This window comes from uncultured Bradyrhizobium sp. (assembly GCF_936928535.1).
Classification (GTDB): Bacteria; Pseudomonadota; Alphaproteobacteria; order Rhizobiales; family Xanthobacteraceae; genus Bradyrhizobium.
The window spans coordinates 1-26209 of the sequence record NZ_CAKZHY010000119.1; the positions used below are offsets into that span (position 1 = coordinate 1).

At 65.0% G+C, this 26209-nt stretch carries 28 protein-coding genes; 16 read left to right on the forward strand and 12 right to left on the reverse strand.

The features are described 5' to 3' along the window. Positions 1-74 precede the first annotated feature (74 nt). Together grpE and hrcA are read right to left on the reverse strand one after the other, a co-directional pair. Positions 75-680, reverse strand: a complete 606-nt coding sequence (gene grpE, locus Q0687_RS23940; RefSeq protein ID WP_298882254.1) for a nucleotide exchange factor GrpE — start codon at positions 678-680, stop codon at positions 75-77. Between the two features lie 99 nt (positions 681-779). Further along, positions 780-1868 (reverse strand): heat-inducible transcriptional repressor HrcA, encoded by a 1089-nt coding sequence (hrcA, locus tag Q0687_RS23945; protein ID WP_298882257.1) that lies wholly within the window; start codon positions 1866-1868, stop codon positions 780-782. 181 nt (positions 1869-2049) lie between these two features. Between hrcA and rph the strand changes: the two genes are divergently transcribed. The 3 genes from rph to hemW are packed head-to-tail and all read left to right on the forward strand — an operon-like array spanning position 2050 to position 4611. After that, a complete protein-coding gene (gene rph, locus Q0687_RS23950; protein WP_298882260.1) occupies positions 2050-2763 on the forward strand; it encodes a ribonuclease PH in 714 nt (237 codons plus the stop codon). Between the two features lie 11 nt (positions 2764-2774). Continuing rightward, positions 2775-3410: an RdgB/HAM1 family non-canonical purine NTP pyrophosphatase gene (gene rdgB / locus Q0687_RS23955; protein ID WP_298882262.1), complete on the forward strand. Its 636-nt coding sequence runs from the start codon at positions 2775-2777 to the stop codon at positions 3408-3410. 16 nt (positions 3411-3426) lie between these two features. Next, complete coding sequence (hemW, locus tag Q0687_RS23960; RefSeq protein ID WP_298882454.1) at positions 3427-4611, forward strand: radical SAM family heme chaperone HemW; 1185 nt, start codon at positions 3427-3429, stop codon at positions 4609-4611. A 20-nt stretch (positions 4612-4631) separates the two neighbouring features. Here the strand turns inward: hemW and Q0687_RS23965 are convergent, their stop codons facing one another. Next, positions 4632-5867: a penicillin-binding protein activator gene (locus Q0687_RS23965; protein ID WP_298882264.1), complete on the reverse strand. Its 1236-nt coding sequence runs from the start codon at positions 5865-5867 to the stop codon at positions 4632-4634. 362 nt (positions 5868-6229) lie between these two features. On the opposite strand from Q0687_RS23965, the gene rsmI reads away from it, so the two are divergent. From rsmI to Q0687_RS24000, 7 genes are all read left to right on the forward strand, one after another. Then, positions 6230-7180: a 16S rRNA (cytidine(1402)-2'-O)-methyltransferase gene (gene rsmI, locus Q0687_RS23970; RefSeq protein ID WP_298882266.1), complete on the forward strand. Its 951-nt coding sequence runs from the start codon at positions 6230-6232 to the stop codon at positions 7178-7180. After that, complete coding sequence (locus tag Q0687_RS23975) at positions 7167-7553, forward strand: YraN family protein (protein ID WP_298882269.1); 387 nt, start codon at positions 7167-7169, stop codon at positions 7551-7553. The genes rsmI and Q0687_RS23975 overlap by 14 nt, the downstream gene beginning before the upstream one ends. Positions 7554-7563: 10 nt before the next feature. Continuing rightward, on the forward strand, positions 7564-8508 hold the full coding sequence (gene gshB, locus Q0687_RS23980; protein ID WP_298882271.1) for a glutathione synthase: 945 nt from the start codon (positions 7564-7566) through the stop codon (positions 8506-8508). 433 nt (positions 8509-8941) lie between these two features. After that, entirely contained in the window at positions 8942-9760 is an 819-nt protein-coding gene (cpaB, locus tag Q0687_RS23985; RefSeq protein ID WP_298882274.1) for a Flp pilus assembly protein CpaB, read from the forward strand. 10 nt (positions 9761-9770) lie between these two features. Then, positions 9771-11288, forward strand: coding sequence for a type II and III secretion system protein family protein (locus Q0687_RS23990; RefSeq protein ID WP_298882457.1), 1518 nt, complete (start codon positions 9771-9773; stop codon positions 11286-11288). A 50-nt stretch (positions 11289-11338) separates the two neighbouring features. After that, positions 11339-12073 carry a CpaD family pilus assembly protein gene (locus tag Q0687_RS23995; RefSeq protein WP_298882277.1) on the forward strand — a complete coding sequence of 245 codons (735 nt, stop codon included), beginning with the start codon at positions 11339-11341 and terminating at the stop codon, positions 12071-12073. Beyond that, positions 12070-13353, forward strand: a complete 1284-nt coding sequence (locus Q0687_RS24000) for an AAA family ATPase (protein WP_298882280.1) — start codon at positions 12070-12072, stop codon at positions 13351-13353. The genes Q0687_RS23995 and Q0687_RS24000 overlap by 4 nt, the downstream gene beginning before the upstream one ends. A 101-nt stretch (positions 13354-13454) precedes the next feature. On the opposite strand, the gene Q0687_RS24005 is transcribed toward Q0687_RS24000, so the two are convergent. Beyond that, positions 13455-14237 (reverse strand): tetratricopeptide repeat protein, encoded by a 783-nt coding sequence (locus Q0687_RS24005; protein WP_298882283.1) that lies wholly within the window; start codon positions 14235-14237, stop codon positions 13455-13457. A gap of 83 nt (positions 14238-14320) precedes the next feature. After that, positions 14321-14566, reverse strand: a complete 246-nt coding sequence (locus Q0687_RS24010) for a PilZ domain-containing protein (protein WP_237860885.1) — start codon at positions 14564-14566, stop codon at positions 14321-14323. 238 nt (positions 14567-14804) lie between these two features. Here Q0687_RS24010 and Q0687_RS24015 point away from each other — a divergent pair, with 238 nt between their 5' ends. The 4 genes from Q0687_RS24015 to Q0687_RS24030 all read left to right on the forward strand — a co-directional run bounded on the left by Q0687_RS24015 (position 14805) and on the right by Q0687_RS24030 (position 20005). Then, positions 14805-16343, forward strand: a complete 1539-nt coding sequence (locus Q0687_RS24015) for a YifB family Mg chelatase-like AAA ATPase (protein WP_298882293.1) — start codon at positions 14805-14807, stop codon at positions 16341-16343. 109 nt (positions 16344-16452) lie between these two features. After that, positions 16453-16920: a hypothetical protein gene (locus Q0687_RS24020; RefSeq protein ID WP_298882296.1), complete on the forward strand. Its 468-nt coding sequence runs from the start codon at positions 16453-16455 to the stop codon at positions 16918-16920. 125 nt (positions 16921-17045) lie between these two features. Then, a complete protein-coding gene (locus Q0687_RS24025) occupies positions 17046-19271 on the forward strand; it encodes an ATP-binding protein (protein ID WP_298882299.1) in 2226 nt (741 codons plus the stop codon). Positions 19272-19375: 104 nt separating this feature from the next. Continuing rightward, positions 19376-20005, forward strand: a complete 630-nt coding sequence (locus tag Q0687_RS24030; RefSeq protein ID WP_298882302.1) for a histidine phosphatase family protein — start codon at positions 19376-19378, stop codon at positions 20003-20005. 29 nt (positions 20006-20034) lie between these two features. On the opposite strand, the gene coaA is transcribed toward Q0687_RS24030, so the two are convergent. The 7 genes from coaA to hisB all read right to left on the reverse strand — a co-directional run bounded on the left by coaA (position 20035) and on the right by hisB (position 24810). Next, on the reverse strand, positions 20035-20991 hold the full coding sequence (coaA, locus tag Q0687_RS24035; RefSeq protein WP_298882305.1) for a type I pantothenate kinase: 957 nt from the start codon (positions 20989-20991) through the stop codon (positions 20035-20037). Between the two features lie 84 nt (positions 20992-21075). Further along, positions 21076-21396 carry a phosphoribosyl-ATP diphosphatase gene (locus tag Q0687_RS24040; RefSeq protein WP_298882307.1) on the reverse strand — a complete coding sequence of 107 codons (321 nt, stop codon included), beginning with the start codon at positions 21394-21396 and terminating at the stop codon, positions 21076-21078. Positions 21397-21470: 74 nt separating this feature from the next. Next, positions 21471-22244, reverse strand: coding sequence for an imidazole glycerol phosphate synthase subunit HisF (gene hisF, locus Q0687_RS24045; RefSeq protein WP_057752035.1), 774 nt, complete (start codon positions 22242-22244; stop codon positions 21471-21473). Between the two features lie 3 nt (positions 22245-22247). Then, positions 22248-22985: a 1-(5-phosphoribosyl)-5-[(5-phosphoribosylamino)methylideneamino]imidazole-4-carboxamide isomerase gene (gene hisA, locus Q0687_RS24050; protein WP_298882315.1), complete on the reverse strand. Its 738-nt coding sequence runs from the start codon at positions 22983-22985 to the stop codon at positions 22248-22250. After that, a complete protein-coding gene (gene hisH, locus Q0687_RS24055) occupies positions 22982-23632 on the reverse strand; it encodes an imidazole glycerol phosphate synthase subunit HisH (protein ID WP_298882318.1) in 651 nt (216 codons plus the stop codon). Before hisH ends, hisA begins: the two co-directional genes overlap by 4 nt. Further along, positions 23629-24159 (reverse strand): DUF2628 domain-containing protein, encoded by a 531-nt coding sequence (locus Q0687_RS24060; protein ID WP_298882320.1) that lies wholly within the window; start codon positions 24157-24159, stop codon positions 23629-23631. The genes hisH and Q0687_RS24060 overlap by 4 nt, the downstream gene beginning before the upstream one ends. A gap of 57 nt (positions 24160-24216) precedes the next feature. Beyond that, on the reverse strand, positions 24217-24810 hold the full coding sequence (hisB, locus tag Q0687_RS24065; protein ID WP_036044988.1) for an imidazoleglycerol-phosphate dehydratase HisB: 594 nt from the start codon (positions 24808-24810) through the stop codon (positions 24217-24219). Between the two features lie 186 nt (positions 24811-24996). On the opposite strand from hisB, the gene hslV reads away from it, so the two are divergent. Together hslV and Q0687_RS24075 are read left to right on the forward strand one after the other, a co-directional pair. Beyond that, positions 24997-25557, forward strand: coding sequence for an ATP-dependent protease subunit HslV (gene hslV / locus Q0687_RS24070; protein ID WP_200297376.1), 561 nt, complete (start codon positions 24997-24999; stop codon positions 25555-25557). 3 nt (positions 25558-25560) lie between these two features. Next, positions 25561-26169 carry a DUF2585 domain-containing protein gene (locus Q0687_RS24075; protein ID WP_298882337.1) on the forward strand — a complete coding sequence of 203 codons (609 nt, stop codon included), beginning with the start codon at positions 25561-25563 and terminating at the stop codon, positions 26167-26169. The last annotated feature ends 40 nt before the right edge of the window (positions 26170-26209 follow it).

The following is a 26209-nucleotide window of genomic DNA, read 5'->3' on the forward strand; positions in this document are numbered from 1 at the left end:
CGAACCCGGAATCTCGAGATTCCGGGTTCGATGCTTCGCATCGCCCCGGAATGACTCCACTAGTTTGACGTCGTTCAGTTCGCTTCGTTGCTGTTCGCTGCGGGCGCAGCCTTCGCGCCGCCCTTGGCAACGCCGACCAGCGCCGGGCGCAGCACGCGCTCGCCGATGGTGTAGCCGGCCTGCATGACCTGCACGACAGTACCCGCGGGCACCGACGCATCGGGCACTTCGTACATCGCCTGCTGGAAGTTCGGATCGAACTTCTGGCCCTGCGGATCGAACTTCTTCACGCCGTGCTTTTCCAGCGCATTGAGCAGCGAACGCTCGGTGAGCTCGACGCCCTCGATCAGCGCGGTCATGCCGGGGTCGGCAGTGGCCCGCGCTTCAGCCGGAACGGCATCGAGCGCGCGCTGCAGATTGTCGGCGATATCGAGCACGTCGCGGGCAAAGCCGGTGACGCCGTAGAGCTTGGAATCGGCGACTTCCTTGGCGGTGCGCTTGCGCAGATTCTCCATCTCGGCCAGCGTCCGCAGCATGCGGTCGCGCGCCTCGGCGGCCTCCTTCTGCAACATTTCGACCGAGCCCGGCTCGGGATCGTCGGGCATGATGTAGGGCTTTGACACTACGGGCTCACCGGTCGGCGCGGCCGTGTCTTCGGGTTGCCGGGTTGGATCGGTCATCGGCTGCTTCTCGAACTCATCTCAAGGGGAGGTTTTCTGGCCCGGATATCGTGCTTCGGGCGCTGAAAATCAAGCGCCCGTGATCGGCGCAAATGCCGGTCAGCCCCCCAGCAGGCGGCTGACGATGCGGGCGGCATAGTCCACGGTCGGGATCACGCGGGCATAATTCAGCCGCGTCGGCCCGATCACGCCCAAAACGCCGACGATACGGCCGGCGGCATCCCGATAGGGCGAGATGATGGTGGAGGAGCCCGACAGCGAGAACAGCTTGTTCTCGCTGCCGATGAAGATCCTGACACCTTCGGCGGTTTCGGCACGCCCGAGCAGGTCGATCACGCCACGCTTGGTCTCGAGATCGTCGAACAGCAGGCGAACCCGCTCCAAATCCTCCAGCGCGTGCAGATCTTCCAGCAGATTGGCGTGGCCGCGGACGATGAGCTGGCGGTCCTCGTTCTCGCCGCCCGACCAGCTCGCGATGCCCGCCGAGATCACCTTCTGCGTCAATTGATCGAGCTCGGCCCGGGCCTCGCCAAGCGCGGTTTCGAGCTCGAGCCGCGCTTCGGCCAGCGTCCTGCCGCGAATGCGCGCGTTGAGGAAATTGCCGGCTTCGATGATGGCCGAGGAGGGAACTCCCGGCGGCAGCGTCAGCACGCGGTTTTCGACCTGGCCATCCTCGCCGACCAGGATCACCAGCGCCTTTTCGGGTTCCAGGCGGACGAATTCGATGTGTTTCAGCCGCGCGTTGGACTTTGGCGTCAACACCACCGCGGCGGCGCGGGTCAGGCCGGAGAGCCGGGTCAGCGCCTGATCCAGCGCCGCCTCGACCGAGTGTGCCTGGCCGACGGAGGTGAGCTGGCTCTGGATCGACTGCCGCTCGGCCTCGTTGAGGTCGCCGACCTGCATCAGGGCGTCGACGAAGAAGCGCAAGCCGAGTTCCGTCGGCAACCGGCCGGCCGAGGTGTGCGGGGCGTAGATCAGGCCGAGCTGTTCCAGATCGGCCATGACGTTGCGCACCGAGGCCGGCGACAGCGGCATCGCGATCAGGCGCGAGATATTGCGCGAGCCGACCGGCTCGCCGGTTGCGAGATAGCTTTCGACAATTTGACGAAAGATGTCGCGGGAACGCTCGTTAAGCTGGGCGAGGCCTGCGCGCGGCGCGATCAGATGGATCGGATCGTGATGGGCCACAGACGATAACTCCTCTCAGATACTCATAATTTGTCCATCCGCGAGGGTTCTGACAAGCGTGGCGTTTGCGGGGTGGCTATCGGGGGGTGAAAAAGCCTTGTCGTTTCCCCTTGCTGGTCCCTCTCGCCCCACCTACAAGCACCGCGAACAGCCCTACCCCATGAGTTCCGGAGGATTTCCCATGCGGCCAAGCCGCCGTGCGCCCGACGAATTGCGCCCCGTGACGCTGGAGCGTGGCGTGGTCAAATATGCGGAAGGCTCCTGCCTCGTGAAATTTGGCGACACCCACGTCCTTGTGACCGCCACGCTGGAAGACCGCCTGCCGCCATGGCTGAAGGGCCAGGGCCGCGGCTGGGTCACCGCCGAATACGGCATGCTGCCGCGCGCGACCTCGGAACGCACCCGACGCGAAGCCTCGGCCGGCAAGCAGAGCGGCCGCACCGTCGAGATCCAGCGCCTGATCGGCCGCTCATTGCGCACCATCGTCGATCTCGAAGCGCTCGGCGAGCGCCAGATCACGGTCGATTGCGACGTCCTCCAGGCCGACGGCGGCACCCGCACGGCCTCCATCACCGGCGCCTGGGTCGCGCTCGCCGACTGCATCGCCTGGATGAAGGCGCGGAACATGGTCAAGGCCAACGTGATGCGCGACAACGTCGCCGCGATCTCCTGCGGCATCTACAACGGCACGCCGGTGCTCGATCTCGACTACGCCGAGGATTCGGAGGCCGAGACCGACGCCAATTTCGTCATGACCGGCGATGGCCGCATCATCGAGGTTCAAGGCACGGCGGAACGCGAGCCGTTCACGCAGGACGAGTTGCTGAAACTGATCGCCTTGGCGCAAAAGGGCATCGCGCGTCTGGTGGACTTGCAGAAACTGGCTGTCGCGTAGTCAATAGGCCCATGCACCGCCGAATCACCGGAAAGCTCGTTATCGCGACCCACAATCCCGGCAAGCTCGCCGAGATGAAGGAGCTGCTCGCGCCACACGGCATCGAGGTGGTGTCGGCCGGTGAGCTCGGCCTCGATGAGCCTGACGAGACCGGCCATGATTTCCGCAGCAACGCCGCGATCAAGGCGATCGCGGCGGCGCAGGCGACCGGACTGCCGTCTTTCGCCGATGATTCCGGCATCGTCGTCGACGCGCTCGACGGCGCACCGGGCATCTACAGCGCACGTTGGGCCGGACCCTCAAAAGATTTCGCCGCCGCCATGGCGCAGATCGAGCGCCTGCTGCAGGAGCGCGGCGCCACGACGCCTGACAAGCGCAAGGCGCATTTCGTTTCTGCATTGTGCGTCGCCTGGCCCGACAATCATCTCGAAGAGGTCGAGGCGCATGTCGACGGCACGCTGGTGTGGCCGCCGCGCGGCACGTCCGGTTTCGGTTACGATCCGATGTTCTTGCCTGACGGTCACACCCGCACCTTTGGCGAGATGGAAAGCATCGAGAAGCACGGCCTGCCGCCGCTTGGCCTCGGCCTGTCGCATCGCGCCCGCGCCTTCGTGAAACTGGCGGAGATCTGCCTTGAGCCGCGCTAGAGCGTTTTCGAGCGAAGTGGATACCGGTTCGCGCCAGGAAAACGCGTCAAAACATGAATCTGAAGCTTTTGGCGTCTATGTGCACTGGCCGTTCTGCCTGTCGAAGTGCCCCTATTGCGACTTCAACAGCCATGTCCGCCACGCCGCGATCGACGAAGCACGCTTCGCTTCGGCCTTTGCGCGCGAGATCGCGACGACTGCCGAGCGCGCGCCCGGCCGCGAGGTCACCTCGATTTTCCTCGGCGGCGGCACGCCGTCGCTGATGCGGCCGGCCACCGTCGGCGCTGTGCTCGATGCGATCGGCAAGCACTGGAGTGTTGCCAGTGACGTCGAAGTCACGCTGGAGGCAAACCCGACCAGCGTCGAAGCGACGCGCTTTGCCGGCTATCGCGCAGCCGGCGTCAACCGCGTTTCGCTCGGCGTGCAGGCGCTCGACGATGCCTCGCTGAAAGCGCTGGGCCGCATGCACAGCGCGCGCGAGGCGCTCGATGCCGTCGCTATCGCGCGCCGCTCGTTCGACCGCTACTCGTTCGATTTGATCTACGCCCGTCCCGACCAGACACCGGCAATGTGGGCGGACGAACTCAAGCTCGCGATCAATGAAGCGGCCGAGCATCTATCGCTCTATCAATTGACGATCGAGGAAGGCACGCCATTCTTCGGCCTGCACCAGGCCGGCAAATTGAAGACGCCGGACGAAGCCGTTGCGCGCGCGCTCTACGACGTGACGCAGGAAACCTGCGACAAGCTCGGGCTGCCAGCCTACGAAATTTCCAACCACGCACGGCACGGCGCCGAGTGCCGGCACAACCTGGTCTATTGGCGCGGCGAGGAATATGCCGGCATCGGTCCCGGCGCGCATGGCCGCCTCGACATCGACGGTATCAGGCACGCCATCGCCACCGAGAAGCGCCCCGAAGCCTGGCTGATGCGCGTCGAGAGCAATGGCGACGGCATCGTCACCGACGATCTCCTCAACAGCGAAGAACGCGCCGACGAATTCCTGCTGATGGGATTGCGTTTGGCTGAGGGTATCGACCCCGAGCGCTACAAGGCGCTGTCCGGCCGCCCGCTCGACCCCGGCCGCATCGCGCTCTTGCGCGAAGAAGGCGCCATCACCGTGGATGCGACGGGCCGATTGCGCGTGACGAGCAGCGGATTCCCGGTGCTCGATGCGGTGGTCGCGGATCTCGCCGCGTAACGAGATGCCGTAGTCCCGGGCTACGCCCCAAAACTCTTCGGCGAGCCCGCGACCGCGACACCACCGCCGGTCGTCACCTTCATCACCGCAAGTCCGCGCTCATTGGTGCCATCGGCGCGGAAACGGAACAGGCCGTCGATGCCTGCAAAGCCTGAGGGGTTGGTAAGCACGTCGGGCGAGAAGCGCGTGGTGCCTTGCGTGCGCGCGAGCGCGGCAACGAGCGCGACCGCGTCATAGGCGAGCGTCGCCGTGCGGATCGGCTCGGCGCCGTATTTGGTACGATAGCGGCCGGAGAAGGCGCGAAAGCCTGCCGGATCTGGCGCGGCGTAGAGGCCGCCTTGCAAGGCCGGGCTGGCATAGACACGCGGACTGTCCCACAGGCCGGTGCCGAGCAGCTGGATGTTGCGCAGATTTGCGCCGGCCGCGGTCATCGCATCGGCCACCGCAACGACGGTATCGCCGTCATCGGCAATGAACAGCGCATCCGCGCTGCCGAGCTGCTGCGCCACGGATCGCGCCGGCGTCGCACGATCAGCGCCGTATTTCTCGAACGCGACGACGCGTCCGCCGCGCCGCGGCACTGCCGCCTTCACCGCGGCTTCGACGACATTGCCATAGGCATTATCAGGCACCAGTACGGCAACGGAGCGTTTTCCGATACTGGCGGAATATTCGATGATGCGATTGACGTCGGACTCCGGCAGGAAGCTCAGGAGATAGACGCCCCGGCCGGCGATGCTCGAATCGGTCGAGAACGCGATCACCGAAATGCCGCGCGTGCGCGCGACCTGTGCAACCGCCGGCACCGACTGCGCGAACAGCGGCCCCAGGATGATCTCGGCGCCCTCGTCGACCGCCTGCTGCGCACCGGCTTGCGCGCCCTGCGGGCTGCCATTGTCGTCCTTGATCAGGAGCTGGATGTTCGGGTTCTGGAACTCGACCAGCGCCATCTCGGCGGCGTTGCGCATGGATTGCGCGGCAAGCCCCGCATTGCCGGCGGCCGAGAGCGGCAGGATCACGGCAACCTTCACCCCGCCGGTGCCGGCAGTGGTCGCCTGCTGCGGCGGACCGGCCGGCTGGGCTGGCGGCGGCGAGGAGCTGGAGAAGGGATTGGAGAACTGGCTGAGGCTTTGCTGCACGCCTGCGCAGGCGGACAGCAACGGCGTGCCGAGCAGCAGGCCGAGCGCACTCCGCCGGGTCGCCCCTGACATCAGGGGCCCCTGAACGGGAGACTTCAGATCACGCGGGCCCACCATCTCAGCTTCTCTTCTGACCGGCAGCTCGCGCCGGTCACAACATTCTTTCCGCGACACAAGCCGGGGATTCAGGCATATTGTCGGCAAATGGTTAACCAAAACAAAAGGATAATGACCGCTTAACGCGATCGCCGGCCTGTCTTGGTTGGCTCGTCGCCGTCCGTCACAAAAGCATCAAGGCGTCGTTTCCGCCGTGAATATGGCGCTGACGCCCCACTCCCTCGGGAATGTGATGCCGGATGGATCACATTCCAGTCCTTCCTTCCAGATCTGCCTCGCCCCGCTTCAATATCTTAGCCAGGCACGATCTTTTCCGAGGGGCCGGTTCCCAGCCCCTGAGATCATGCCTAAGTTCGTTCATTATGCGCGCAAAGCCGGCCCCGATAAATACGACTGAAGCTACGGACGCCGCCTCGCGCGGGTTCTCTATCGATGCCCACCGGCTGGTGGCGCCGAAGCTTGCGGCCGGCCTCTATCTGGTCGCGACCCCCATCGGCAATCTCGGTGACATCACGCTGCGCGCGCTGCAGACGCTCGCCGCGGCCGACGTCATTTGCTGCGAAGACACCCGCATCACCCGGCGGCTGACGGAACGCTACGACATCTCCGCGCAGCTCAAGCAATACCACGAGCACAATGCCGAGGCCGCGCGGCCCAAGATCCTGGAGGCGCTGGCCGCCGGCGGCTCGGTCGCGCTGGTGTCGGATGCGGGCACGCCGCTGATTTCCGACCCCGGATACAAGCTGGTGCGCGAGGTCTGCGCGGCCGGCCATGCGGTCTATGCGCTGCCCGGACCGTCCTCGGTGCTGGCGGCGCTATCGGTCGCGGCGCTGCCGACCGACCGCTTCTTCTTCGAAGGTTTCCTGCCGACGAAATCCGCCGCGCGGCGTTCACGCCTGGCCGAGCTTGCCCGCATCGATGCGACGTTGGTCATGTTCGAATCCGGCAATCGCGTGCAGGACACGCTCGCCGATCTCGCTGAAATCATGGGCACGCGCGAGGCCGCGACCTGCCGCGAATTGACAAAACTGCACGAGGAGATTTCGCGCGCGACGTTGAGCGAGCTCGCGCGCGATGCCGCCACGCTGGAGACACGCGGCGAATTTGTGCTGGTGATTGCGCCGCCTGCCGCCGATGCCGACGTGCTGACATCGGACGCGCTGGACGATCTGCTGCGCACACAGCTCGCCACTCACAGTGTCAAGGATGCGGTTGCGCATGCCGTCGCGCTCTCGGGGCGACCAAAGCGCGAGGTCTATGCCCGCGCGCTCGAGCTCGCAAACGACCTGCGGAGCGGCGATGGCGAAGACTAAGGATGCTCCCTCGCCCGAGCGCGTCGCCGCATTCCGCACCGGCATCTCGGCCGAGAGCCGCGCCGCAGCTTTTCTCATGGCGAAGGGTTACCGCATCCTCGCCAAACGTTACCGGACGCCGCATGGCGAGATCGACCTCGTGGCGCGCCGCCGCAATTTGATCGCCTTCGTCGAGGTCAAGGCGCGCGCCAGCCTCGACGAGGCCGCCTATGCGGTAACGCCGCGCCAGCAGCAGCGCATCATCGACGCCGCGCAGGGCTGGCTTGTAGCGCATCCCGAGCATGCGGAATTCGAATTGCGATTCGACGCCATGCTGATTGCGCCGCGCTCACTTCCACGCCATGTGTTGGCGGCATTCGACGCCTCGACCTGAAAGGCAGACCATGAAACTCAAAATCGCCGTCCAGATGGACCCCATCGCCCGCATCAACATCAAGGGCGATTCCACCTTTGCGCTGCTTCTGGAGGCGCAGAAGCGCGGCCATGGTCTGTCCTATTACACCCCTGACAAGCTCTCGATGGTCGGCGAGGAGATCGTGGCGCCCGTCCAGCTGCTGACGGTGCGCGACGAGGCTGGCGATCATTTCACCCTCGGCGAGCCCAGGCGCGAGGCGCTGAACGGCTTTGACGTGGTGCTGCTGCGCCAGGACCCGCCATTCGATCTCGCCTACATCACCTCGACGCATCTGCTCGAGCGCATCCATCCGAAGACGCTGGTCGTCAACGATCCCGCTTCGGTGCGCAACGCGCCCGAAAAACTGTTCGTGATGAATTTTCCGCAGCTGATGCCGCCGACCCTGATCTCGCGCGACCTCGAAGAGATCAACGCGTTCCGCGACAAGCATGGTGCCGTCGTCATGAAGCCGCTGCACGGCCATGGCGGCGCGGCGGTGTTCCGCGTGATGCCGCAGGACATGAATTTCGGCTCGCTCTACGACATGTTCTCGGTGACATTCAAAGAGGCCTGGGTGATCCAGCAGTTCATCCCCGAGGTGAAGCACGGCGACAAGCGCATCATCCTGGTCGATGGCGAGTTCGCCGGCGCCGTGAATCGGGTGCCCGCGACCGACGACCTCCGCTCCAACATGGTGCGCGGCGGCGCGGCCAAGGAGACCGAGCTGACACCGCGCGAGCGCGAGATCTGCGCCACCGTTGGACCCGCGCTGCGCGAGCGCGGACTGCTCTTCGTCGGCATCGACGTCATCAACGGCAACCTCACCGAGATCAACGTGACCTCGCCCACCGGCATCCGCGCCATCGCGCGCCTCGGCGGCCCTGACGTGGCGGCGAAGATCTGGGACGTGATCGAGCAGAAGCGGAAGAAGTAGGGCGGTGTATGTGATCCGTCACCCTGAGGTGGCCGCTCCTTCAGCGGCCCTCGAAGGGCGACGGCCCGGCTGTATCGGGGCCGCTCATCCTTCGAGGCTCCCGGCGCGATGCTAGGCATCGCGCCACTCGCACCTCAGGATGACGGATCACGAGCGCTGTGCTGACATCGATAGAACACTGCCCGCCCCCTCACTAACCACCCGTTCACCATGACGCCCTGCGTTTCTCGTCCGAACGCGGGAGCGCACTTGCGTGTTTCTACGGGGGCGGCGCCGCCCGACTAACGCGGCATTCACCATCTGCCCAAAACTCGCGATGTCACTGGCCATCACACTCGGCCTCGCAACACCCCTTATACTTTTACTCCCTACTCATCGATGCGGGGGAACCCGCCACGTGCGGATCGAGTGCCCCGCGTAAGAGTAGAAGCGTATGAACACCGCACGCATTGTCGTTCTCGTCATTGCGCTCGGCGCCGGCGGCGTCGCTGCGTATCTGGCCAGCGGTTACGACAATAAGCCCGCACCTGTCGCCCCTGTCGCCGAGAAGCTGCCGACGGTCGAGGTGCTCGTCGCCAAATCCGACATCCAGCTCGGCCAGGCCGTGAAGGCTGAGGATCTGCAATGGCAGACCTGGCCGCAAGCGACCGCCAGCAGCGCCTTCATCCGCCGCGACAACCGGCCCGACGCACAGACGCAGATCGCCGGCTCGATCGCGCGCATGCCGTTGATGCAGGGCGAGCCGATCCGCGAGCAGAAGCTCGTCAGGGCCGACGGCTCCGGCTTCATGGCCGCGATCCTGCCGTCCGGCATGCGGGCCGTATCGACCGAGATTTCAGCCGAGACGGGCGCTGGCGGCTTCATCCTGCCGAACGACCGCGTCGACATCGTCCTGACGCGTCGGCTGAAGAATCCCGACGGCCCCAACGGCCAGACCGGCGGCAATGATCTGGTCGTGTCGGAAGTCATCCTGACCAACATCCGCGTGCTCGCGATCGATCAGGCGCCGAAGGAGAAGGACGGCCAGAACGCCGTGCTCGGCAAGACCGTCACGCTCGAGCTCCGGCCCGATCAGGTCGCGACGCTCTCGGCCTCGCGCCAGGGCGGCACGCTGACCCTCGCGTTGCGCAGCATTGCCGATGCCAACGCCTCCGACGGTGGACCGGAAGAGCAGGCACTCAAGCAGCGCCAGACCGGCGTGAACGTGATTCGCTACGGCGTACAGGCGCGACAGCTGACGTCACAGAAGTGATGGGGACATGATGAAGGACGGGGTTAATCGGACGGGCCTGCGCATTCGGGGGAAGCGCGCAAGCTCGTTCTGGGCAGGGGCCGTAATGATGCTGGGGCTGGTCGCAGCCCCCGATCTCGTCCGCGCTGCGGACGCGCCGGTCGGAGACCAGGCGCCGATGCAGGCGCCAGATCTCGGCGTGACACCGGTTGCAACCATCGCGCCGGCAAGGACGCGCTCGCTGTCGCTTGGCGTCGGCAAGTCTGTCGTCATCGACCTGCCGCGCGAGGTGAAGGACGTGCTGGTGGCCGATCCCAAGATCGCCAATGCAGTGATCCGCTCGTCGCAGCGCGCCTATATCATCGGCTCCCAGGTCGGCCAGACCAACGTGGTGTTCTTCACCGCCGACGGCCAGCAGGTCGCTTCCTACGACATCGCGGTGAAGCGCGATCTCAACGGCATGCGCACGGCGCTGCGCCAGACCCTGCCCGGTGTGCAGATCGAGGGCGTGGGCGACAGCGTGATGCTGACCGGTTCGGTGTCGAGCCCGGTCGAGGCCCAGCAGGCCGGCGACGTCGCCGCAAAGCTGGTCGGCGGCCCGGACAAGGTCGTCAACAACATCGTCGTGCGCGGCCGCGACCAGGTGATGCTGAAAGTCGTCGTCGGCGAAGTCCGCCGTGACATCGTCAAGCAATTGGGCGTCGACCTCAGCGCCAGCCTCAACGCCGGCACCGCGGTCGTGAACTTCAACAATTCCAACCCGTTCTCGGCCAGCGGCGGGCCGCTGGTCAGCAACAACGGGCTTGGCGTCACGGGCCTCGCCAAGGGTGTCGCCACTGTCAACGCCACGATGCGCGCCATGGAAAGCGCCGGCGTGATGCGGACTCTGGCCGAGCCGAGCCTGACCGCGATCTCGGGTGAATCGGCCACCTTCATTGCAGGCGGCGAATTTCCAATTCCGGGAGGCTACGCCTGCGATCCGGTCACCCATGTTTGTACCACCCAGATCACCTACAAGAAGTTCGGCATCTCCCTGAACTTCACCCCGGTCGTGCTCAGCGAGGGCCGCATCAGCCTGCGCGTGATGACCGAGGTCTCGGAGCTTTCGAGCCAAAATTCCATCACTGTGTCACAGGCGCTGTCCCCGAACTCGACCAACTCGATCACCATCCCCTCGGTGCAGACCCGCCGCGCCGAGACCACGCTGGAGATTCCGTCCGGCGGCTCGATGGCGATGGCCGGCCTGATCCAGCAGCAGACCAAGCAGGCGATCAACGGCCTGCCCGGCGTTGACCAGATCCCGATCCTCGGCGCGCTGTTCCGCAGCCAGGACTTCGTCAACAACGAGACCGAGCTGATGGTGATCGTGACGCCCTATGTGGTGCGCGCGGTCGCCCAGAAGGAATTGTCGCGGCCCGATGACGGCTTCGCGCCCTCCTCGGATGCGCAGTCGGCGCTGCTGGGCCGCATGAACCGGCTCTACGGCATCGCGCGCCGCGTCGATCCGATCGACGGCGTCAAGGGCGATTTCGGCTTCATCATCGACTGACCGACGGTTTGGGGACCGGAGAACGAGTTGGGACAAGAGGGGACCAGGCGATGACGAAGACATCCGATCGACGTCGCAATTTGCGCATCGCGCTCGCGCTGACGGGGCTCTCCGTCATGCTCGGGGCCTGCAACACGACAGGCGATGTCGTCACCACCCAGGCGGTGCCGACCGACTATCGCATGCGTCATCCGATCGCGGTGCAGGAAGGCAAACGCTCGATCGTGATCTTCGTCGGCAAGTCGCGCGGCGGCCTGTCGGCCGCGCAGCACGCCGACGTGATGGGCATTGCCCAGGACTGGGTTCGTGAAGGCACCGGTTCGGTCGTCGTCGACGTGCCGATCGACACCGCAAACTCGCGCGCGGCCGCGGCGACCTATCACGAGATCCGCTCTGTGCTCGGCAGCGGCGGCGTGCCGTCACGCGCCATCGTCCAGCATCCCTATCGCCCGGAAGATCCCGGCCTGCTGCCGACCATCCGCCTGAGCTATTCCAAGATCACCGCGGTCGCCGGCCCCTGCGGGCTGTGGCCCGAAGACGTGGGGCCGTCCATCCTCGACCCCGGCTACAACGAGAACCATCCCTATTTCAATCTCGGCTGCGCCACCCAGCGCAATCTCGCCGCGATGATCGACAACCCGGCCGATCTCGAGCAGCCGCGCGCAGAGACGCCGGTCTATACGGCGCGGCGCGACATCGCCTTCGACCGCTACCGCAAGGGCAACACGACCGCGACCAGCTATCCCGAGGCTGAAAAGGCCAAACTCAGCGATACAGGCAAATGACTGAGATCCACGACGAAGAGGCGGACGATCCGCAGCACCCCGACGAGCACATTGCGCCGGTTCCGCGCATTTCGGTGCAGGCGTTTTGCGAGACCGAGAAGACGCTCGACGCAGTGACCGCGGCCGGCCAGGATCGCCGTCTCGCCAAGGCGCATCTCACCGCCAAGAGCGGCGGCCTTGCCGCGGCGATCGAAATCTATGAGACGATGCCGACGCCGAACGTCATCGTGATCGAATCCGACGGCACGCGCGACATCCTCGAAGGTCTCGACGACCTCGCCGGCGTCTGCGATCCCGGCACGCGCGTGGTCGTGATCGGCAATCCCGGCGATACCGCGCCCTATCGCGAGCTGGTGCGGCGCGGCGTCAACGACTACGTGATCGGGCCGGTCGAGACCATCGACGTGGTGCGCTCGATCTGCAGCCTGTTCTCGGCTTCGGAAGCCATCATCACCGGCCGCATCATTGCGGTGGTCGGCGCCAAGGGCGGCGTCGGCGCGTCCACGGTCGCGCACAATGTGGCCTGGACCATCGCGCGCGACCTCGCGCTCGATTCCGTCGTGATCGACCTCGACCTCGCCTTCGGCACCGCCGGGCTCGACTACAACCAGGATCCGGCGCAGGGCATCGCCAATGCGGTGCTGTCGCAGGACCGGCCGGACACGGCGCTGATGGAGCGCCTGCTCGCCAAATGCACCGAGCATCTCAGCCTGCTTGCGGCGCCCGCCACGCTCGATCGCGTCTATGATTTCGGCGCCGAGGCGTTCGATGCGATCTTCGACACGCTGCGCATGACCACGCCCTGCATCGTGCTCGACGTGCCGCATCAATGGTCGGCCTGGACCAAGCGCGCGCTGGTCAACGCCGACGACATCGTCATCGTGGCCGAGCCCGACCTCGCGAATCTGCGCAACACCAAGAACATGCTGACGGTGCTGAAAACGGCACGGCCGAACGACCGGCCGCCGCTCTACTGCATCAACCAGGTCGGCATGCACAAACGGGCCGAGATCGACGTGAAGTCCTTCGCCAAGACCATGGAAAGCCAGCCGCTCGCGGTGATTCCGTTCGACTCGAAACTGTTCTCGACTGCGGCCAATAACGGCCAGATGATCGCGGAAGTCTCCAAGAGCCACCGCACCACCGAGCTGTTCCAGACCATGGCCAATCGGCTCGCCGGACGCGGCGAGGTGAAGAAACCCAAGCGCTCATTGCTCGGACCGCTGCTGAAGAAGCTGAAGGGCAGATCGGCACGCGCGCCGCATCGCAAGGCGTCTTAAGCGCGAAGCGATCCTCTCTCCGCTCCCTCCCCGCTTGTGGGGGAGGGAACGCACCTCCGTTGGTGCGCCCAGCGAGCCTAACTCGATCGGCCTTAGTGAGATTACTTCTCCGCCCGCTGCTGCTGTTTCTTGGCCAGCACCTGGCGCAGCGCCGCGATCTTGGCCGCGGCCTGGTCCGGCGGCAGATCCGCCTTCACGAGGGTTTCAGCTTCGGACTGGCGGCCCTCCAATCCCAGCACGAGCGCGAGATTGGCGCGGATCCGCACATCGTTCTGATTGCGCTGATAAGCGCGGCCGAGCACCTGTTCGGCCTTCGGCAGATTGTTTTGCAGCATATAGGATAGGCCGAGATTGGACAGCACGGTCGGCTCGTCGGGCACGATTTTCAGCGCCGACGCATAATATTGCTGCGCTTCCTCGTTGCGGCCGAGCTGATCGAGCGCCGCGCCCTGTGCCGAGAGGATGCGCCAGTCGGGATCCTCGGGCGTGTGCGCGCGGCTCAGCACGTCGAAGGCCTGCTCGAAATTGCCGTTGTCGGCGAGCGCGCGGCCGTAGCCGGCCAGCAACGCCTTGTTGCTGGGATGGGCGAGCACCGCCTGCTCCATCACCGCGACCGCCTGGCCGCGCTGGCCGATCTCGCGCAGCGCCTTGACGTATTCGAGGGCGATGTTGGGATCGGTGGGCTTGGCGCGGTAGCGCGCGCGCAGGGCGTCCATGTCGGGCCTGGCGTCGGCGCTCGCCGCTGGCTCCGGCTTGCTGCTCGCGCCGAGCGCGCCCGTCACGTCGTCCAGGCCGGTGGTCTGGCAGCCGCCGAGGGCAAGCGCCGCGAGCGCGGGAAGCAGCAATCTCGCCGGGGACGAGGCAAGGGACGAACGCTTGGACATACTCTGATCACCGCCGGCGGACTGATCAGAGATGCTGTGCCGATTAACGCTAAAGTCCGGTTAAGGATGCGGCGCTTGATGGCTCAATCGGTGAATTCCGCACCGAATTCGCAGCCGATGCGCCAGCGCAGGCGGCATTGGCGGGAGTAATCCGGCGCGAAGATGATGGTGAATTGCGGCGGCACTTCCAGGAATTCCGCCACCACTTTCACGCCCCCATCCGAGATATCGGTGATCGTGCAGTCCCGCGGCAGCGACCCCGCGCCCAAATGAATCTTGGCCAGCCGGCTGCACACCCGACGTTCGCTTCTGCGGCGATTTGCAAGCATTTGAATTGTTCACCCGTTAGATCACGGCCCATCCCGCACTCTAGGAGTAGCGGACATGTGTTGGGATGTGCTGAGCGCAGCCGGTCGCATTCGAGGCGTAGTCGAAGCTTAATGTCCTGGTCCCGTTGACTTTTTGTTAGGAAATCCGGCCACGCTCGCGCCTGTTCCCGTATTGTTCTTGTCAGGGCGATGGCGCTCTGCTACCCTCGATTGTGCAAGGGGCAAATCTGGTTCGAGCATGGTCCAGCGGGTTTCGACAGTCGCCTTTGAGGGTATCGAGGCCCGCGCGGTCGACGTGCAGGTGCAGGTCGCGCCGGGCCTGCCGGCCTTCGCCATCGTCGGCCTGCCAGACAAGGCCGTGTCGGAGGCGCGCGAACGGGTCCGGTCGGCGCTGATCGCCTCGGGGCTGGCGCTGCCTGCGCGCCGGATCACCGTCAATCTCGCGCCCGCCGACGTCCCGAAGGAAGGCAGCCATTACGACCTGCCGATCGCGCTCGGGCTGATGGCGGCGATCGGCGCGATCCCGCCGGACGCGCTGGCCGGTTTCACCGTGCTCGGCGAGCTTGGCCTCGACGGCTCGATCGCGCCTGTGGCCGGCGTATTGCCCGCCGCGATCGGCGCCAATGTGCGCGAGGAGGGATTGATCTGCCCCGCCGCCTGCGGCTCGGAAGCGGCATGGGCGAGCCCCGACATCCAGATCGTCGCCGCACATTCGCTGATCCAGATCGCCAACCATTTCAAGGGCACGCAGGTGCTGTCGCGGCCCGTGCCGAAAGTGCATGAAGCCGCAAGCTCGCTGCTCGATCTGCGCGACATCAAGGGCCAGGAGAGCGCCAAGCGCGCGCTGGAGATCGCGGCCGCCGGCGGCCATCATTTACTGATGATCGGCGCGCCCGGCGCCGGCAAATCCATGCTGGCCGCGCGCCTCCCCTCGATCCTGCCGCCGCTGTCGCCGGGCGAACTGCTCGAAGTGTCGATGATCGCCTCCGTCGCCGGCGAGATCAAAGGCGGCGCATTGACTTCGCAGCGGCCGTTCCGCTCGCCGCACCATTCCGCCAGCATGGCTGCGCTCACCGGCGGCGGCGCGCGGGCCAAGCCCGGCGAGATCTCGCTCGCGCATCAGGGCGTGCTGTTCCTCGACGAGCTGCCCGAGTTCGATCCGCGCGTGCTGGATTCGCTGCGCCAGCCCTTGGAGAATGGCGAGGTCTCGGTGTCGCGCGCCAATCACCGCGTCACCTACCCTGCCCGCTTCATGCTGGTCGCTGCGATGAACCCCTGCCGCTGCGGCAATGCGTTCGAGCCCGGCTATGCCTGCAAGCGCGGCCGCATCGACCGCTGCACCGGCGATTACCAGGCGCGCATCTCCGGCCCGTTGATGGACCGCATCGATCTGCGCATCGAAGTCCCCGCCGTGACTGCAGCCGATCTGATCCTGCCGCCGCCAACCGAAGGCTCCGCTGAGGTCGCCGCGCGCGTGGCGGCGGCGCGCGACATCCAGCTCGCGCGCTACGCGGAGGCGGGCCTGCCGCAGGTCCGCACCAATGCTGAGGCGCCGGCGTCGTTGCTGGAGGACATCGCCAGGCCCGATGCGCAGGGACAAAAGCTGCTGCGCGATGCCGCCGAGACCATGCGGCTGTCGGCGCGCGGCTATCACCGCGTGCTGCGGGTGGCGCGCACGCTCGCCGACCTCGATGGCAGTGAGAAGATCGGCCGGCTGCATCTCGCCGAAGCGCTGTCCTACCGCGCACTCGCGGAGGATGTGCGGCAGCTCGCCTGATCATCCCGGGCGTCAACCCGGCGGTAACGAGTTTCCTTTACGCTCTGCAAACCATAAGGCCGACAAGTTCCAGTCCGGCCTTGGGCGTCTCGTTGGCGAGTAGCGTGTCATGTTGCGTTTCAAGATCCTGACCTCGGTGGTTCCCCTGTTGGCGGCTGCGGTGTTCGCCCGCAGCGAGATCGGATCGGTCTCGCATCCCTGCATCGCCATCGGCGACATCTCGGTCGAGCTCACCTCGCTGTTCTGGACCGCCGGCACCCAGGTCGCCTTCACCGACGATCCCGCGCAGGCCACGGTTCGGGTGCAGATCACCGACGATGCCGATGCCGCGGACTTCGCCGTCGTCGACGACGGCGCGAGCGACGAGCCGGGCGCCTGCCAGGGCAATCCATCCACGAATCTGGTCGCGATTTCAGGGCAACCCGGCGGCGATCGTCCGACGGTCTATCTGACCACCGAAGGCCCGGCCGATTATCGCATCTATGTCCGCTCGAGGACATTTTCGGAGAAGGAGGCAGCGGCGCTGATCGTTGGCGCCCGTGGCGGCCACCACCATCTCCACGCCGCCTCGCTCTGAACATTTTAACACCTCGTCAACCATGTTTCGAGGCCGCTCCAAGGCCTCAAACTGTTCGCAAGGTGGGCAGGACATCGTCGCACATGGCGGTGGCAGGTTGCGGATAAGAGTCGGGGTCGGTGGCAATGGATCGGACGTTCCGGATCAAGGTGCGCATGCGCCGCTTCAGGCGCCGCCACCCGAAGATCGCCTTCGCCATCCGCTCCTTCATGATCTTCTCGGCAACGTTCGGCGGCGCCTATGGCTTCGTCACCGGAAGTCGCGCGGAAAATTCCGGCTACGACCCCAATACGTTTGCGATCGGCGCGAGCTTTCTGTTCGCGCTGGCCTGCCTTGGCCTTGCCACGCTCAGCATGCGGCTGCGTTTTGTTGGCAAGCGGATGAAGAAGCTCGCCGCGCACAACGAGGCGCTGATCGACCGCAATTGGGAGCTCAAAGAGGCCGAAGACCGCGCCCGCAGCCTGTTCGAATCGCAGGGCGATCTCATCGTGCTGCGCGACCATCAGGGACGCATCACCTTCGCCAACGACGCCTATTGCGCGCTGGCCGGGCAGGCGCGCAGCGCCTTGGTCGGCACGCGCTTTGATTTTGACGTGCTGGAGCAGGGCGACAGTGCGCGCGAAGCGAGCGGCACGCGCATCCATGACCAGAAGATCGTGACACCTGTCGGCGCGCGCTGGATTGCATGGCGCGAGGGTCTTGTCCGCCACGATGCCGGCCTGCCCGCCGAGCTGCAAAGCGTCGGACGCGACGTCACCGACCGCACCGAGACCGAACGTGCGCTGTCGGACGCTCGCGACCAGGCCGACGCCGCCAACCGCGCCAAGTCGCGCTTTCTCGCGATGGCCTCTCACGAGATTCGCACCCCCCTGAACGGCATCATCGGAATGGGCGGACTGCTGCTCGACACGAGTCTGACGCAGGAGCAGACGACCTACGCCAGGGCAGTGAAGACATCAGGCGAAGCGCTGATGGCGCTGATCGATGAGCTGCTCGATTACTCCAAGATCGAAGCCGGCAAGCTCGATCTCGAGCAGCGTCCCTTTGCACTCTCGACCCTGATCGAAGAGGTCACGGAGCTGCTGGCGCCGCGCGCGCAGGCCAAGAAACTCGAGATCGCGGCTTACGTCGACGAGCGGCTGCCGCTCGAGGTGACGGGCGATGCCGCCCGGCTGCGCCAGGTGCTGCTCAACCTTGCCGGCAACGCCATCAAGTTCACCGCATCAGGCGGTGTGGCGCTGATCGTCGAACCCGGCATCTGGTCGAACGAGATCAGCTTCCTCGTCCGCGACACCGGCATCGGCATCGCGCCGGAGGCGCAGTCGCGCATCTTTCGCGAATTCGAGCAGGCCGACGATTGCGTCGCCCGCACCTATGGCGGCACCGGGCTTGGCCTTGCCATCAGCGAACGCATCGTCAAGCGCATGGGTGGTCGCATCACGCTGGAGAGCGCGCCCGGCAAGGGCTCGACCTTCGAGGTCGCGATTCCGCTCGCGCCATCGCAAGGCGACGCCGGACGAACGGCGTTCCCGAGCCCTGATCTCAGCGGCAAATCCATCCTGCTGGTGGCCGACGGCATCGAGGCATCCCTGATCGCGCGGCGGCTGGAGCGCTGGGGCGGCCAGACCTGCCTGGTCGCGGATGCGGCGGTAGCCGAGGCACTGCTGCCGGAGCGGTCCTGGCACGCGGTGCTGGTCGACCGTGCCCTCGGTACAACCATTGCCGATCGCGTCGGCGAAGCCGCCCGCGCGCATGCGACGCAGCGCCTCGTGTTGCTGACACCGAGCTCGCGTCACGAAAAGCTCTCGCCTGATTTCACCGGCTTCCTGGTCAAGCCGCTGCGCGCCGCCTCGCTTGCCGCGCGTCTTGCGCTGACGCCGGAAGTCGCCTCGCCCGATCTTGCGCCCGGGCCCGTCGAGACCGCGCCGATCAAAACGCCCGCGGGCGGCCTCTCGATCCTGGTCGCCGAGGACAATGAGATCAACGCGCTGCTGATGCGCTCGCTGCTCACAAAACTCGGCCACCGCGTCGTCATCGCGGTTCACGGCGACGCCGCCCTGGAATCCTGGCTCGCGGCCAGCTCGGCCGGCACGCCCTATGATCTGGTGTTGATGGATATCCAGATGCCGCAGCTCGACGGCATCGAGGCGACCAAACGCATCCGCGCCCACGAGGCCGCGACCGGCGGGCACAACACGCCGATCCTTGCGCTCACGGCAAACACGCTGGTGGAAGATCGCTACGCCTGTTTCGAGGCCGGCATGAACGGATTTCTGATCAAGCCACTCGATCGCGAGAAGCTGGACGAGGCGCTGGCCGGGCTGGCGGCGGCGCGGCAGGTGGCGGTCTGATCTGCAATTTCACGGAAACCTGATCTCGACCGGCAATCGACAATTGAAATCGACTGCGGGGCGCGCCACCATCCTCCGGGGCATTTGCACAGAGGATCTTGCGCATGAATGTGCTTGTCCGCCTCGCGATCATTGCCCTTCTCGCGGACCTTTCCCGGAGCGCCTTGGCCGATACGCCTGAACTCATCTCGGCGCTCAAGCAGGGCGGCTATGTGCTGGTCTTTCGCCACACCGCGACCGATGACAGCCAAAAGGATTTCTATCCTTTCAGGTTCGACGACATGAGCGCCCAGCGTCAGCTGAGTGAAAAGGGTAGGGATATGGCCCGCCAGATCGGGGCGGCAATCAAGCAGCTCGCGATCCCGATCGGCGAGGTGTACACCAGCCGGCTGAATCGCGCGATCGAGGCGGGCAAGCTGATGTCCGGCCGCGAGGTCAAGCCGGTCGATGTGTTGACTGACAGCAGCAATGCCAGCGCATCGGGAATGGCAAACCCGACCGGCGCGAATGCAAAAGCCGGACAGGCCGTGCGTCGGCTCGTCGATGCATCTCCGCAGGCAGGCACCAACACTTTCCTGGTCACTCACAAGACGAACATCACCGATGCCTTTGGCAAGGACGCCAGTGACGTGCAGGAAGGCGAGGCTTTCGTTTACCGGGCCAACAGCGGCGGGGCCGCCAGTTTTGCTGGGCGCATCAAGCCAGCGGATTGGATGGCCAGCGCCGGCAAGTGATCTGCTTGCCGATCGATCGCTCCGGGAAGCTACAGCCTCCGCAGCGCCACGCTTTCCACCGCGTGGTCCGCGCCCTTCTTCAGGATCAGCGTCGCGCGCGGGCGCGTGGGTAAAATATTGTCCTCGAGATTGGCGAGGTTGGTGCGTTCCCAGATCGCGGTGGCGGTGGCGATGGCCTCCTCGTCCGACAACAGCGCATAGCGGTTGAAGTAGGACTTTGGATTGGTGAATGCGGTGTCGCGCAGCGCCAGGAAACGCTTGATGTACCACCGCCGCAGCGCCTCTTCGTCGGCGTCGATATAGACCGAGAAGTCGAAGAAGTCGGACACGACAGGCACCGCCTTGCCGTCGCGCGGCAGCTTGCCGGTCTGCAGTACATTGACACCCTCGACGATCAGGATGTCGGGCTGGTCGACCTCCGCCCATTCATTCGGCACGATGTCGTAGGTCAAATGCGAATAGACCGGCGAGCGCACGTGACGGCGCCCGGACTTGATATCGGACAGGAAGCTCAGCAGCAGCGGCAGGTCGTAGCTCTCCGGAAAACCCTTCTTCTGCAGGATGCCTTGCTGCTCGAGCAGGGCCTTCGGGTAGAGAAAACCGTCGGTGGTGATCAGCTCGACCTTCGGACGCGGCGACCAGCGCGCCAGCAGCGCCTGGAGCACGCGGGCCGTGGTCGACTTCCCGACCGCGACGGAACCGGCAACGCCGATGATGTAGGGCACCTTGCGGTCCCTGATATTGAGGAACTGCCGCTCGGCGTAATACAGGCGCTGCATCGCATCGACATAGATCGACAAAAGACGCGACAGCGGAAGGTAAATGTCCTCGACTTCCTTGAAATCGAGGCGGTCGTGCAGCGAACGCAGCCGGTCGAATTCGCCCGGCTCCAGCGTCATCGGCGTATCGTCGCGCAACCGCGCCCACTCTTTGCGCGTGTAGACGCGGTATGGATTATATTGCTGCTCCGGTGCGCGGATATCCATGACGCGACCTTCTCCGTTAAGAGGCGAGCATGATCCGGAAAAGTGTGTAGCGGTTTTCCGAAAAGATCATGCTCAAACAAACTCTCAGCTCTTGCGAGACGCTTTCTCTTCCAACCCTGACATATTCGTACGCTTGTCGAGCGCGGCTTCCACGTCTTCCAGTTTTACGCCTCGCGCCTTGAGCAGCACAAGGAAGTGGTAGAGCAGGTCGGCACTCTCGGCGATCAGATGCGCGCGATCGTTTTCGACTGCTGCGATTACAGTTTCGACTGCTTCCTCACCGAACTTCTTGGCGCAATGTTCGGCGCCCTTGTCGAGCAGCTTGCGGGTATAGGAGGCCTCGCCACCGGAGGCCGCGCGGGCGTCGATGGTTTGGGCGAGGTCGTGGATGGTGAAACGCGGCATCGGAATTACTCGAAACATCTCCGGCCAAAGGCCAATCCCGCCGGCCTGTGTAGCATTATTATGAACGGGAGTCGTCAGGCATCCATGCGCATGGGCAGGCCCCGCCGCGCCATGTGCTCCTTGGCTTCACGGATGGTGAATTCCCCGAAGTGGAAGATGGAGGCGGCCAGCACGGCGGTGGCGTGCCCATCGCGGATCCCGTCGACGAGGTGATCGAGATTGCCGACGCCGCCCGAGGCGATCACGGGAACGGGAACGCTGTCGGCGATCGCCCGGGTCAGCGGGATATCAAAACCCTGCCTGGTGCCGTCGCGATCCATCGACGTGAGCAGGATTTCTCCGGCGCCGAGCGAGACCACTTCCTGGGCATATTCGATGGCGTCGATCCCCGTCGAGTTGCGGCCGCCATGGGTAAAGATCTCCCAGCGGTCGCCGCCCGGGCGCTTGACCCGCTTGGCATCGATGGCGACGACGACGCACTGCTCGCCGAACTTCTCGGCGGCTTCCTTGACGAACTCGCGCCGCGACACCGCGGCGCTGTTGATCGAGACCTTGTCGGCGCCGGCCCGCAGCAACGTCTTGATGTCGTTGACCTCGCGAACGCCGCCACCGACGGTGACGGGCATGAAGCAGGCCTCGGCCGTGCGCCTGACAACATCAAGCATGATGCCGCGGTTCTCATGGGTCGCGGTGATGTCGAGAAAGGTCAGCTCGTCGGCGCCGGCAGCATCATAGGCGATCGCGGCCTCGACGGGATCGCCGGCATCGCGCAAATCGACGAAATTGACGCCCTTGACGACGCGGCCGTCCTTGACGTCGAGGCAGGGGATCACACGCACCTTGAACATGTGTCAGCTCCTGCGCGCATCGCGGATCAGGTTAAGGGCGGCGGCGGGATCGAGCCGGCCATCATAGAGCGCACGTCCCGCAATCGCGCCGGCGAGCCTTTTGGCACGCGGCGTCAGCATGGCTTTTACATCCTCGATCGAGGCGAGACCGCCGGAGGCGATCACGGGGATCGAGATCGCGTCGGCAAGCGCGATGGTCGCATCGAGGTTGAGGCCCTTGAGCAGGCCGTCGCGCGCGATGTCGGTGAAGATGATGGCGGCAACGCCGGCATCCTCGAAGCGCTGTGCGATCTCCAGCACCGTCACTTGCGAAGTCTCGGCCCAGCCTTCGACAGCGACCTTGCCGTCGCGCGCATCGAGGCCGACAGCGACGCGGCCGGGGAATTTCTTCGCCGCAGCCTTCACCAACTCCGGATCGCGCACTGCGGCCGTGCCGATGATGACGCGGGTGATGCCTTTTTCGAGCCAGGCTTCGACGGTCGCAAGATCGCGAATGCCGCCGCCAAGCTGCACCGGAATCCTGATCGTCTTCAGCATCGCCTCGACGGCTAACGCATTCACCGGCTTGCCGGCAAAGGCACCGTCGAGATCGACGACGTGGAGATATTCAAAGCCCTGCTCGGCAAAGCTCTGCGCCTGCGCGGCCGGATTAAGATTGAAAACGGTGGCGCGCGCCATGTCGCCTTGCTCGAGGCGCACGCACTGGCCGTTCTTGAGGTCGATGGCAGGAAAGAGAATCACGGTTTCCATCGCAAAAAGTTCGAGATCAAGGCGAGGCCGAAGCGCTGGCTCTTCTCGGGGTGAAACTGCGTGCCGATGGCGGTGTCCTTGCCGACGATCGCCGTGACGGGACCACCGTAATTGGCGCGCGCGAGCACATCCGCCTCGTTGGCGGCGTTGAGGTGGTAGGAGTGCACGAAATAAGCGTGCTGGCCCTTCTCACCGAGCGGCAGCTTGTTCAGCACTGGATGCTCCTGCAGCAACTCGAGCGTGTTCCAGCCCATGTGCGGGATCTTCAGGCTTTCATCGCGCGGCGTGATCTTCTCGACGTCGCCGCCGATCCAGTTCAGGCCTTCGGTGATGACATGCTCCTTGCCGCGGCTCGCCATCAGCTGCATGCCGACGCAGATGCCGAAGAACGGCCGCGCCTTGACGCGCACCGCTTCGGTGATCGCCTCGACCATGCCGTTGACGGCATCGAGGCCGCGCCGGCAATCGGCGAAGGCGCCAACGCCAGGCAGCACCAGGCGATCGGCCTCATAGGCCTGATCGGGATCGCTGGTGACGATGACTTTCTGCGGGTTCTCCAGGCTGCGCGCGGCGCGCTCGAAGGCCTTGGCGGCGGAATGAAGATTCCCGGAACCGTAATCGATGATGGCGACGCTCATCTTGACCCTCCCGGTTCTGGAAACAATCCAATGATGCCGCCGGCCGGAAGCGGCGGCGCGCTCGAAAATGGCTGACCCGGCACGTTTCGGGTCGGCGGCGGACCGCCGCGATCGACGGCCCATTGGTCGTTGACGATGCCGCGCTGGGACTTGCTCCAGCGCTCGAAGAAGCGGCGCTCGGCGGTGTCCTCGTCATCAGCGACGACGACATCGAGCTGCCGCCATTTGCCACGCGACAGCGTCCAGCGGCGCAGGCTCGAAGCTTCGAAACCCATCAGTAGCGCGACGATGACGTTGGCAACGAAAATCGAGCGGCGGCCGACGCCGAGGCTGTGCAGCTCCCCATCGAATGCGGCCAGGAAGACGATCCAGCCGATCAGCGCCAGCCACAGCCTGTTCCAGGCCAGCCAGATCGGACCGAATACCATCGCCCAGAAATGAAAGCCGTCGCGCACGAACACGAACTTGTCGGTCGCGCGCAGATCGGCGCCGCCGGGGAAGGGAGCATGAACTGTGTAGACAGGCATTTTCGATGCCCCGTTCTCGAGAATTTAAGTCGATACCGCCGTTGTCAGACGGAGAGGTCAGCCGCCAAGCGAGCCCTTGGTGGAGGGGATTTCGCCCGCCGCCTTGGGATCGATCGCAACCGCGGTGCGCAGCGCCCGCGCCAGGCCCTTGAAGCAGGACTCGGCGATATGGTGGCTGTTATCGCCATATAGGGTCTCGACGTGGAGAGTCACGCCGGCGTTGATGGCGAAGGCCTGGAACCACTCGCGCACCAGTTCGGTGTCGAATTCACCGATCTTGTGGCGGGGGAAGTCGGCCTTGAACACCAGGAACGGGCGGCCCGAGATGTCGATGACCACGCGCGTCAGCGTCTCGTCCATGGGCATGTGCACGCCGGCATAGCGGGTGATGCCCGCCATGTTGCCGAGCGCCTGCTTGACCGCCTGGCCGAGCGCGATGCCGGTGTCTTCGGTGGTATGGTGATAATCAATGTGCAGATCGCCCACCGCCTTGACCGTCAGGTCGATGCGGGAATGGCGGGCGAGGAGATCGAGCATATGGTCGAAAAAGCCGATGCCGGTCGCGATATTGGCCACGCCGGTGCCATCGAGGTTCACGGAGACCTCGATGTCGGTTTCCTTGGTCTTGCGCTTGATCGTCGCGGTGCGCATTGAAAGCTTTCGCTGTGGTTTTGGCCGAAAACGCCAGTCTCTTAACAGTCAAATGACGCCTTCGCTACTGCGGGAACGGCTGGCCGGGCCTCTACTTCTGCCTATGGTGAGCAAATTCGGCCCGGAACGGCCCGTTGTGCCCCCGTCCCTGACCGCCTAAATCAGGCCGGACAACGAGGACCATTCATGCAGGATTCCCAGAACAGCTCGCCGGTCTGGCACGGCACCACGATTTTGACGGTCCGCAAGGGCGGCAAGGTGGTGATCGGCGGCGACGGCCAGGTCTCGATCGGCCAGACCGTGATCAAGTCCAACGCCAAAAAGGTCCGGAAACTCGGCAAGGGCGACGTCATCGGCGGTTTTGCCGGTGCGACCGCGGACGCCTTCACCCTGTTTGAGCGGCTGGAGAGCAAGCTCGAGCAGTATCCGGGGCAATTGACCCGGGCGGCGGTCGAACTCGCCAAGGACTGGCGCACGGACCGTTACCTGCGTCGGCTGGAGGCCATGATGATCGTGGCCGACAAGGATGTCTCCCTGGTGCTGACAGGCACCGGCGACGTGCTCGAGCCTGAGGCCGGCGTGATGGCGATCGGCTCCGGCGGCAATTATGCGCTCGCCGCAGCCCGCGCCTTGATCGACACCGACAAGGACGCCGAGACCATCGTCCGCCGCTCGCTCGACATCGCCGCCGACATCTGCGTCTACACCAACCGCAACGTCACCATCGAAGCGCTGACGGCCGGCTAGAGGATGACATCGGCCCGCAGCGTCAGCCCGACCCAACCAGCAATCCCGCCGCTCGCCTGGGTCGGCATCGCATTGCTGCTGCTGGCGTTGCAGGCCTCGATCCTGTTCGCGATGGGACGGGTGCCGATCTGCACTTGCGGCTACGTCAAGCTCTGGCACGGTGACGTCAACAGCTCGGAAAACTCCCAGCACATCGCCGACTGGTACAGCTTTTCGCACGTGCTGCACGGCTTCCTGTTCTACGGGCTGACGTGGCTGCTGTTGTCGCGGCGGCTAAGTTGGCCCGCGCGGCTGATCGTCGCGATGCTGATCGAGGGCGTCTGGGAGATCGTCGAGAACTCACCGTTCATCATCGAACGCTACCGCGCCGGCACGATTTCGCTGGATTACTACGGCGACAGCATCGTCAATTCGGTATCGGACAATTTGTTCATGGTGCTGGGGTTCCTGATTGCGCGCGTGCTGCCGATCCCCGCAACCATCGTGATCGGCCTCGCCTTCGAGATCATGCTGGCGCTGCACATCAGGGACAATCTGACGCTCAACGTGCTCATGCTGATTCATCCGATCGAGGCCGTGAAGCAATGGCAATCCGGCCCGCCGATCATTTGATGACCCAAAAATCGGCTTGTCCCCGCCGGCTTCTGATCCT

What these genes read in the sequence shown, in the direction of transcription:
- coaA (WP_298882305.1), bottom strand. Translation starts at nt 20,991, where the DNA reads ATGGATATCCGCGCACCGGAGCAGCAATATAATCCATACCGCGTCTAC.
- gshB (WP_298882271.1), top strand. Translation starts at nt 7,564, where the DNA reads ATGAAACTCAAAATCGCCGTCCAGATGGACCCCATCGCCCGCATCAAC.
- Q0687_RS24060 (WP_298882320.1), bottom strand. Translation starts at nt 24,159, where the DNA reads ATGCCTGTCTACACAGTTCATGCTCCCTTCCCCGGCGGCGCCGATCTG.
- Q0687_RS24000 (WP_298882280.1), top strand. Translation starts at nt 12,070, where the DNA reads ATGACTGAGATCCACGACGAAGAGGCGGACGATCCGCAGCACCCCGAC.
- Q0687_RS24030 (WP_298882302.1), top strand. Translation starts at nt 19,376, where the DNA reads ATGAATGTGCTTGTCCGCCTCGCGATCATTGCCCTTCTCGCGGACCTT.
- Q0687_RS24025 (WP_298882299.1), top strand. Translation starts at nt 17,046, where the DNA reads ATGGATCGGACGTTCCGGATCAAGGTGCGCATGCGCCGCTTCAGGCGC.
- hisH (WP_298882318.1), bottom strand. Translation starts at nt 23,632, where the DNA reads ATGAGCGTCGCCATCATCGATTACGGTTCCGGGAATCTTCATTCCGCC.
- Q0687_RS23975 (WP_298882269.1), top strand. Translation starts at nt 7,167, where the DNA reads ATGGCGAAGACTAAGGATGCTCCCTCGCCCGAGCGCGTCGCCGCATTC.
- rsmI (WP_298882266.1), top strand. Translation starts at nt 6,230, where the DNA reads ATGCGCGCAAAGCCGGCCCCGATAAATACGACTGAAGCTACGGACGCC.
- Q0687_RS24040 (WP_298882307.1), bottom strand. Translation starts at nt 21,396, where the DNA reads ATGCCGCGTTTCACCATCCACGACCTCGCCCAAACCATCGACGCCCGC.
- Q0687_RS23995 (WP_298882277.1), top strand. Translation starts at nt 11,339, where the DNA reads ATGACGAAGACATCCGATCGACGTCGCAATTTGCGCATCGCGCTCGCG.
- Q0687_RS24075 (WP_298882337.1), top strand. Translation starts at nt 25,561, where the DNA reads ATGACATCGGCCCGCAGCGTCAGCCCGACCCAACCAGCAATCCCGCCG.
- rph (WP_298882260.1), top strand. Translation starts at nt 2,050, where the DNA reads ATGCGGCCAAGCCGCCGTGCGCCCGACGAATTGCGCCCCGTGACGCTG.
- cpaB (WP_298882274.1), top strand. Translation starts at nt 8,942, where the DNA reads ATGAACACCGCACGCATTGTCGTTCTCGTCATTGCGCTCGGCGCCGGC.
- Q0687_RS23990 (WP_298882457.1), top strand. Translation starts at nt 9,771, where the DNA reads ATGAAGGACGGGGTTAATCGGACGGGCCTGCGCATTCGGGGGAAGCGC.
- hisB (WP_036044988.1), bottom strand. Translation starts at nt 24,810, where the DNA reads ATGCGCACCGCGACGATCAAGCGCAAGACCAAGGAAACCGACATCGAG.
- Q0687_RS23965 (WP_298882264.1), bottom strand. Translation starts at nt 5,867, where the DNA reads ATGGTGGGCCCGCGTGATCTGAAGTCTCCCGTTCAGGGGCCCCTGATG.
- Q0687_RS24005 (WP_298882283.1), bottom strand. Translation starts at nt 14,237, where the DNA reads ATGTCCAAGCGTTCGTCCCTTGCCTCGTCCCCGGCGAGATTGCTGCTT.
- Q0687_RS24020 (WP_298882296.1), top strand. Translation starts at nt 16,453, where the DNA reads ATGTTGCGTTTCAAGATCCTGACCTCGGTGGTTCCCCTGTTGGCGGCT.
- grpE (WP_298882254.1), bottom strand. Translation starts at nt 680, where the DNA reads ATGACCGATCCAACCCGGCAACCCGAAGACACGGCCGCGCCGACCGGT.
- hisF (WP_057752035.1), bottom strand. Translation starts at nt 22,244, where the DNA reads ATGTTCAAGGTGCGTGTGATCCCCTGCCTCGACGTCAAGGACGGCCGC.
- hslV (WP_200297376.1), top strand. Translation starts at nt 24,997, where the DNA reads ATGCAGGATTCCCAGAACAGCTCGCCGGTCTGGCACGGCACCACGATT.
- Q0687_RS24010 (WP_237860885.1), bottom strand. Translation starts at nt 14,566, where the DNA reads ATGCTTGCAAATCGCCGCAGAAGCGAACGTCGGGTGTGCAGCCGGCTG.
- Q0687_RS24015 (WP_298882293.1), top strand. Translation starts at nt 14,805, where the DNA reads ATGGTCCAGCGGGTTTCGACAGTCGCCTTTGAGGGTATCGAGGCCCGC.
- rdgB (WP_298882262.1), top strand. Translation starts at nt 2,775, where the DNA reads ATGCACCGCCGAATCACCGGAAAGCTCGTTATCGCGACCCACAATCCC.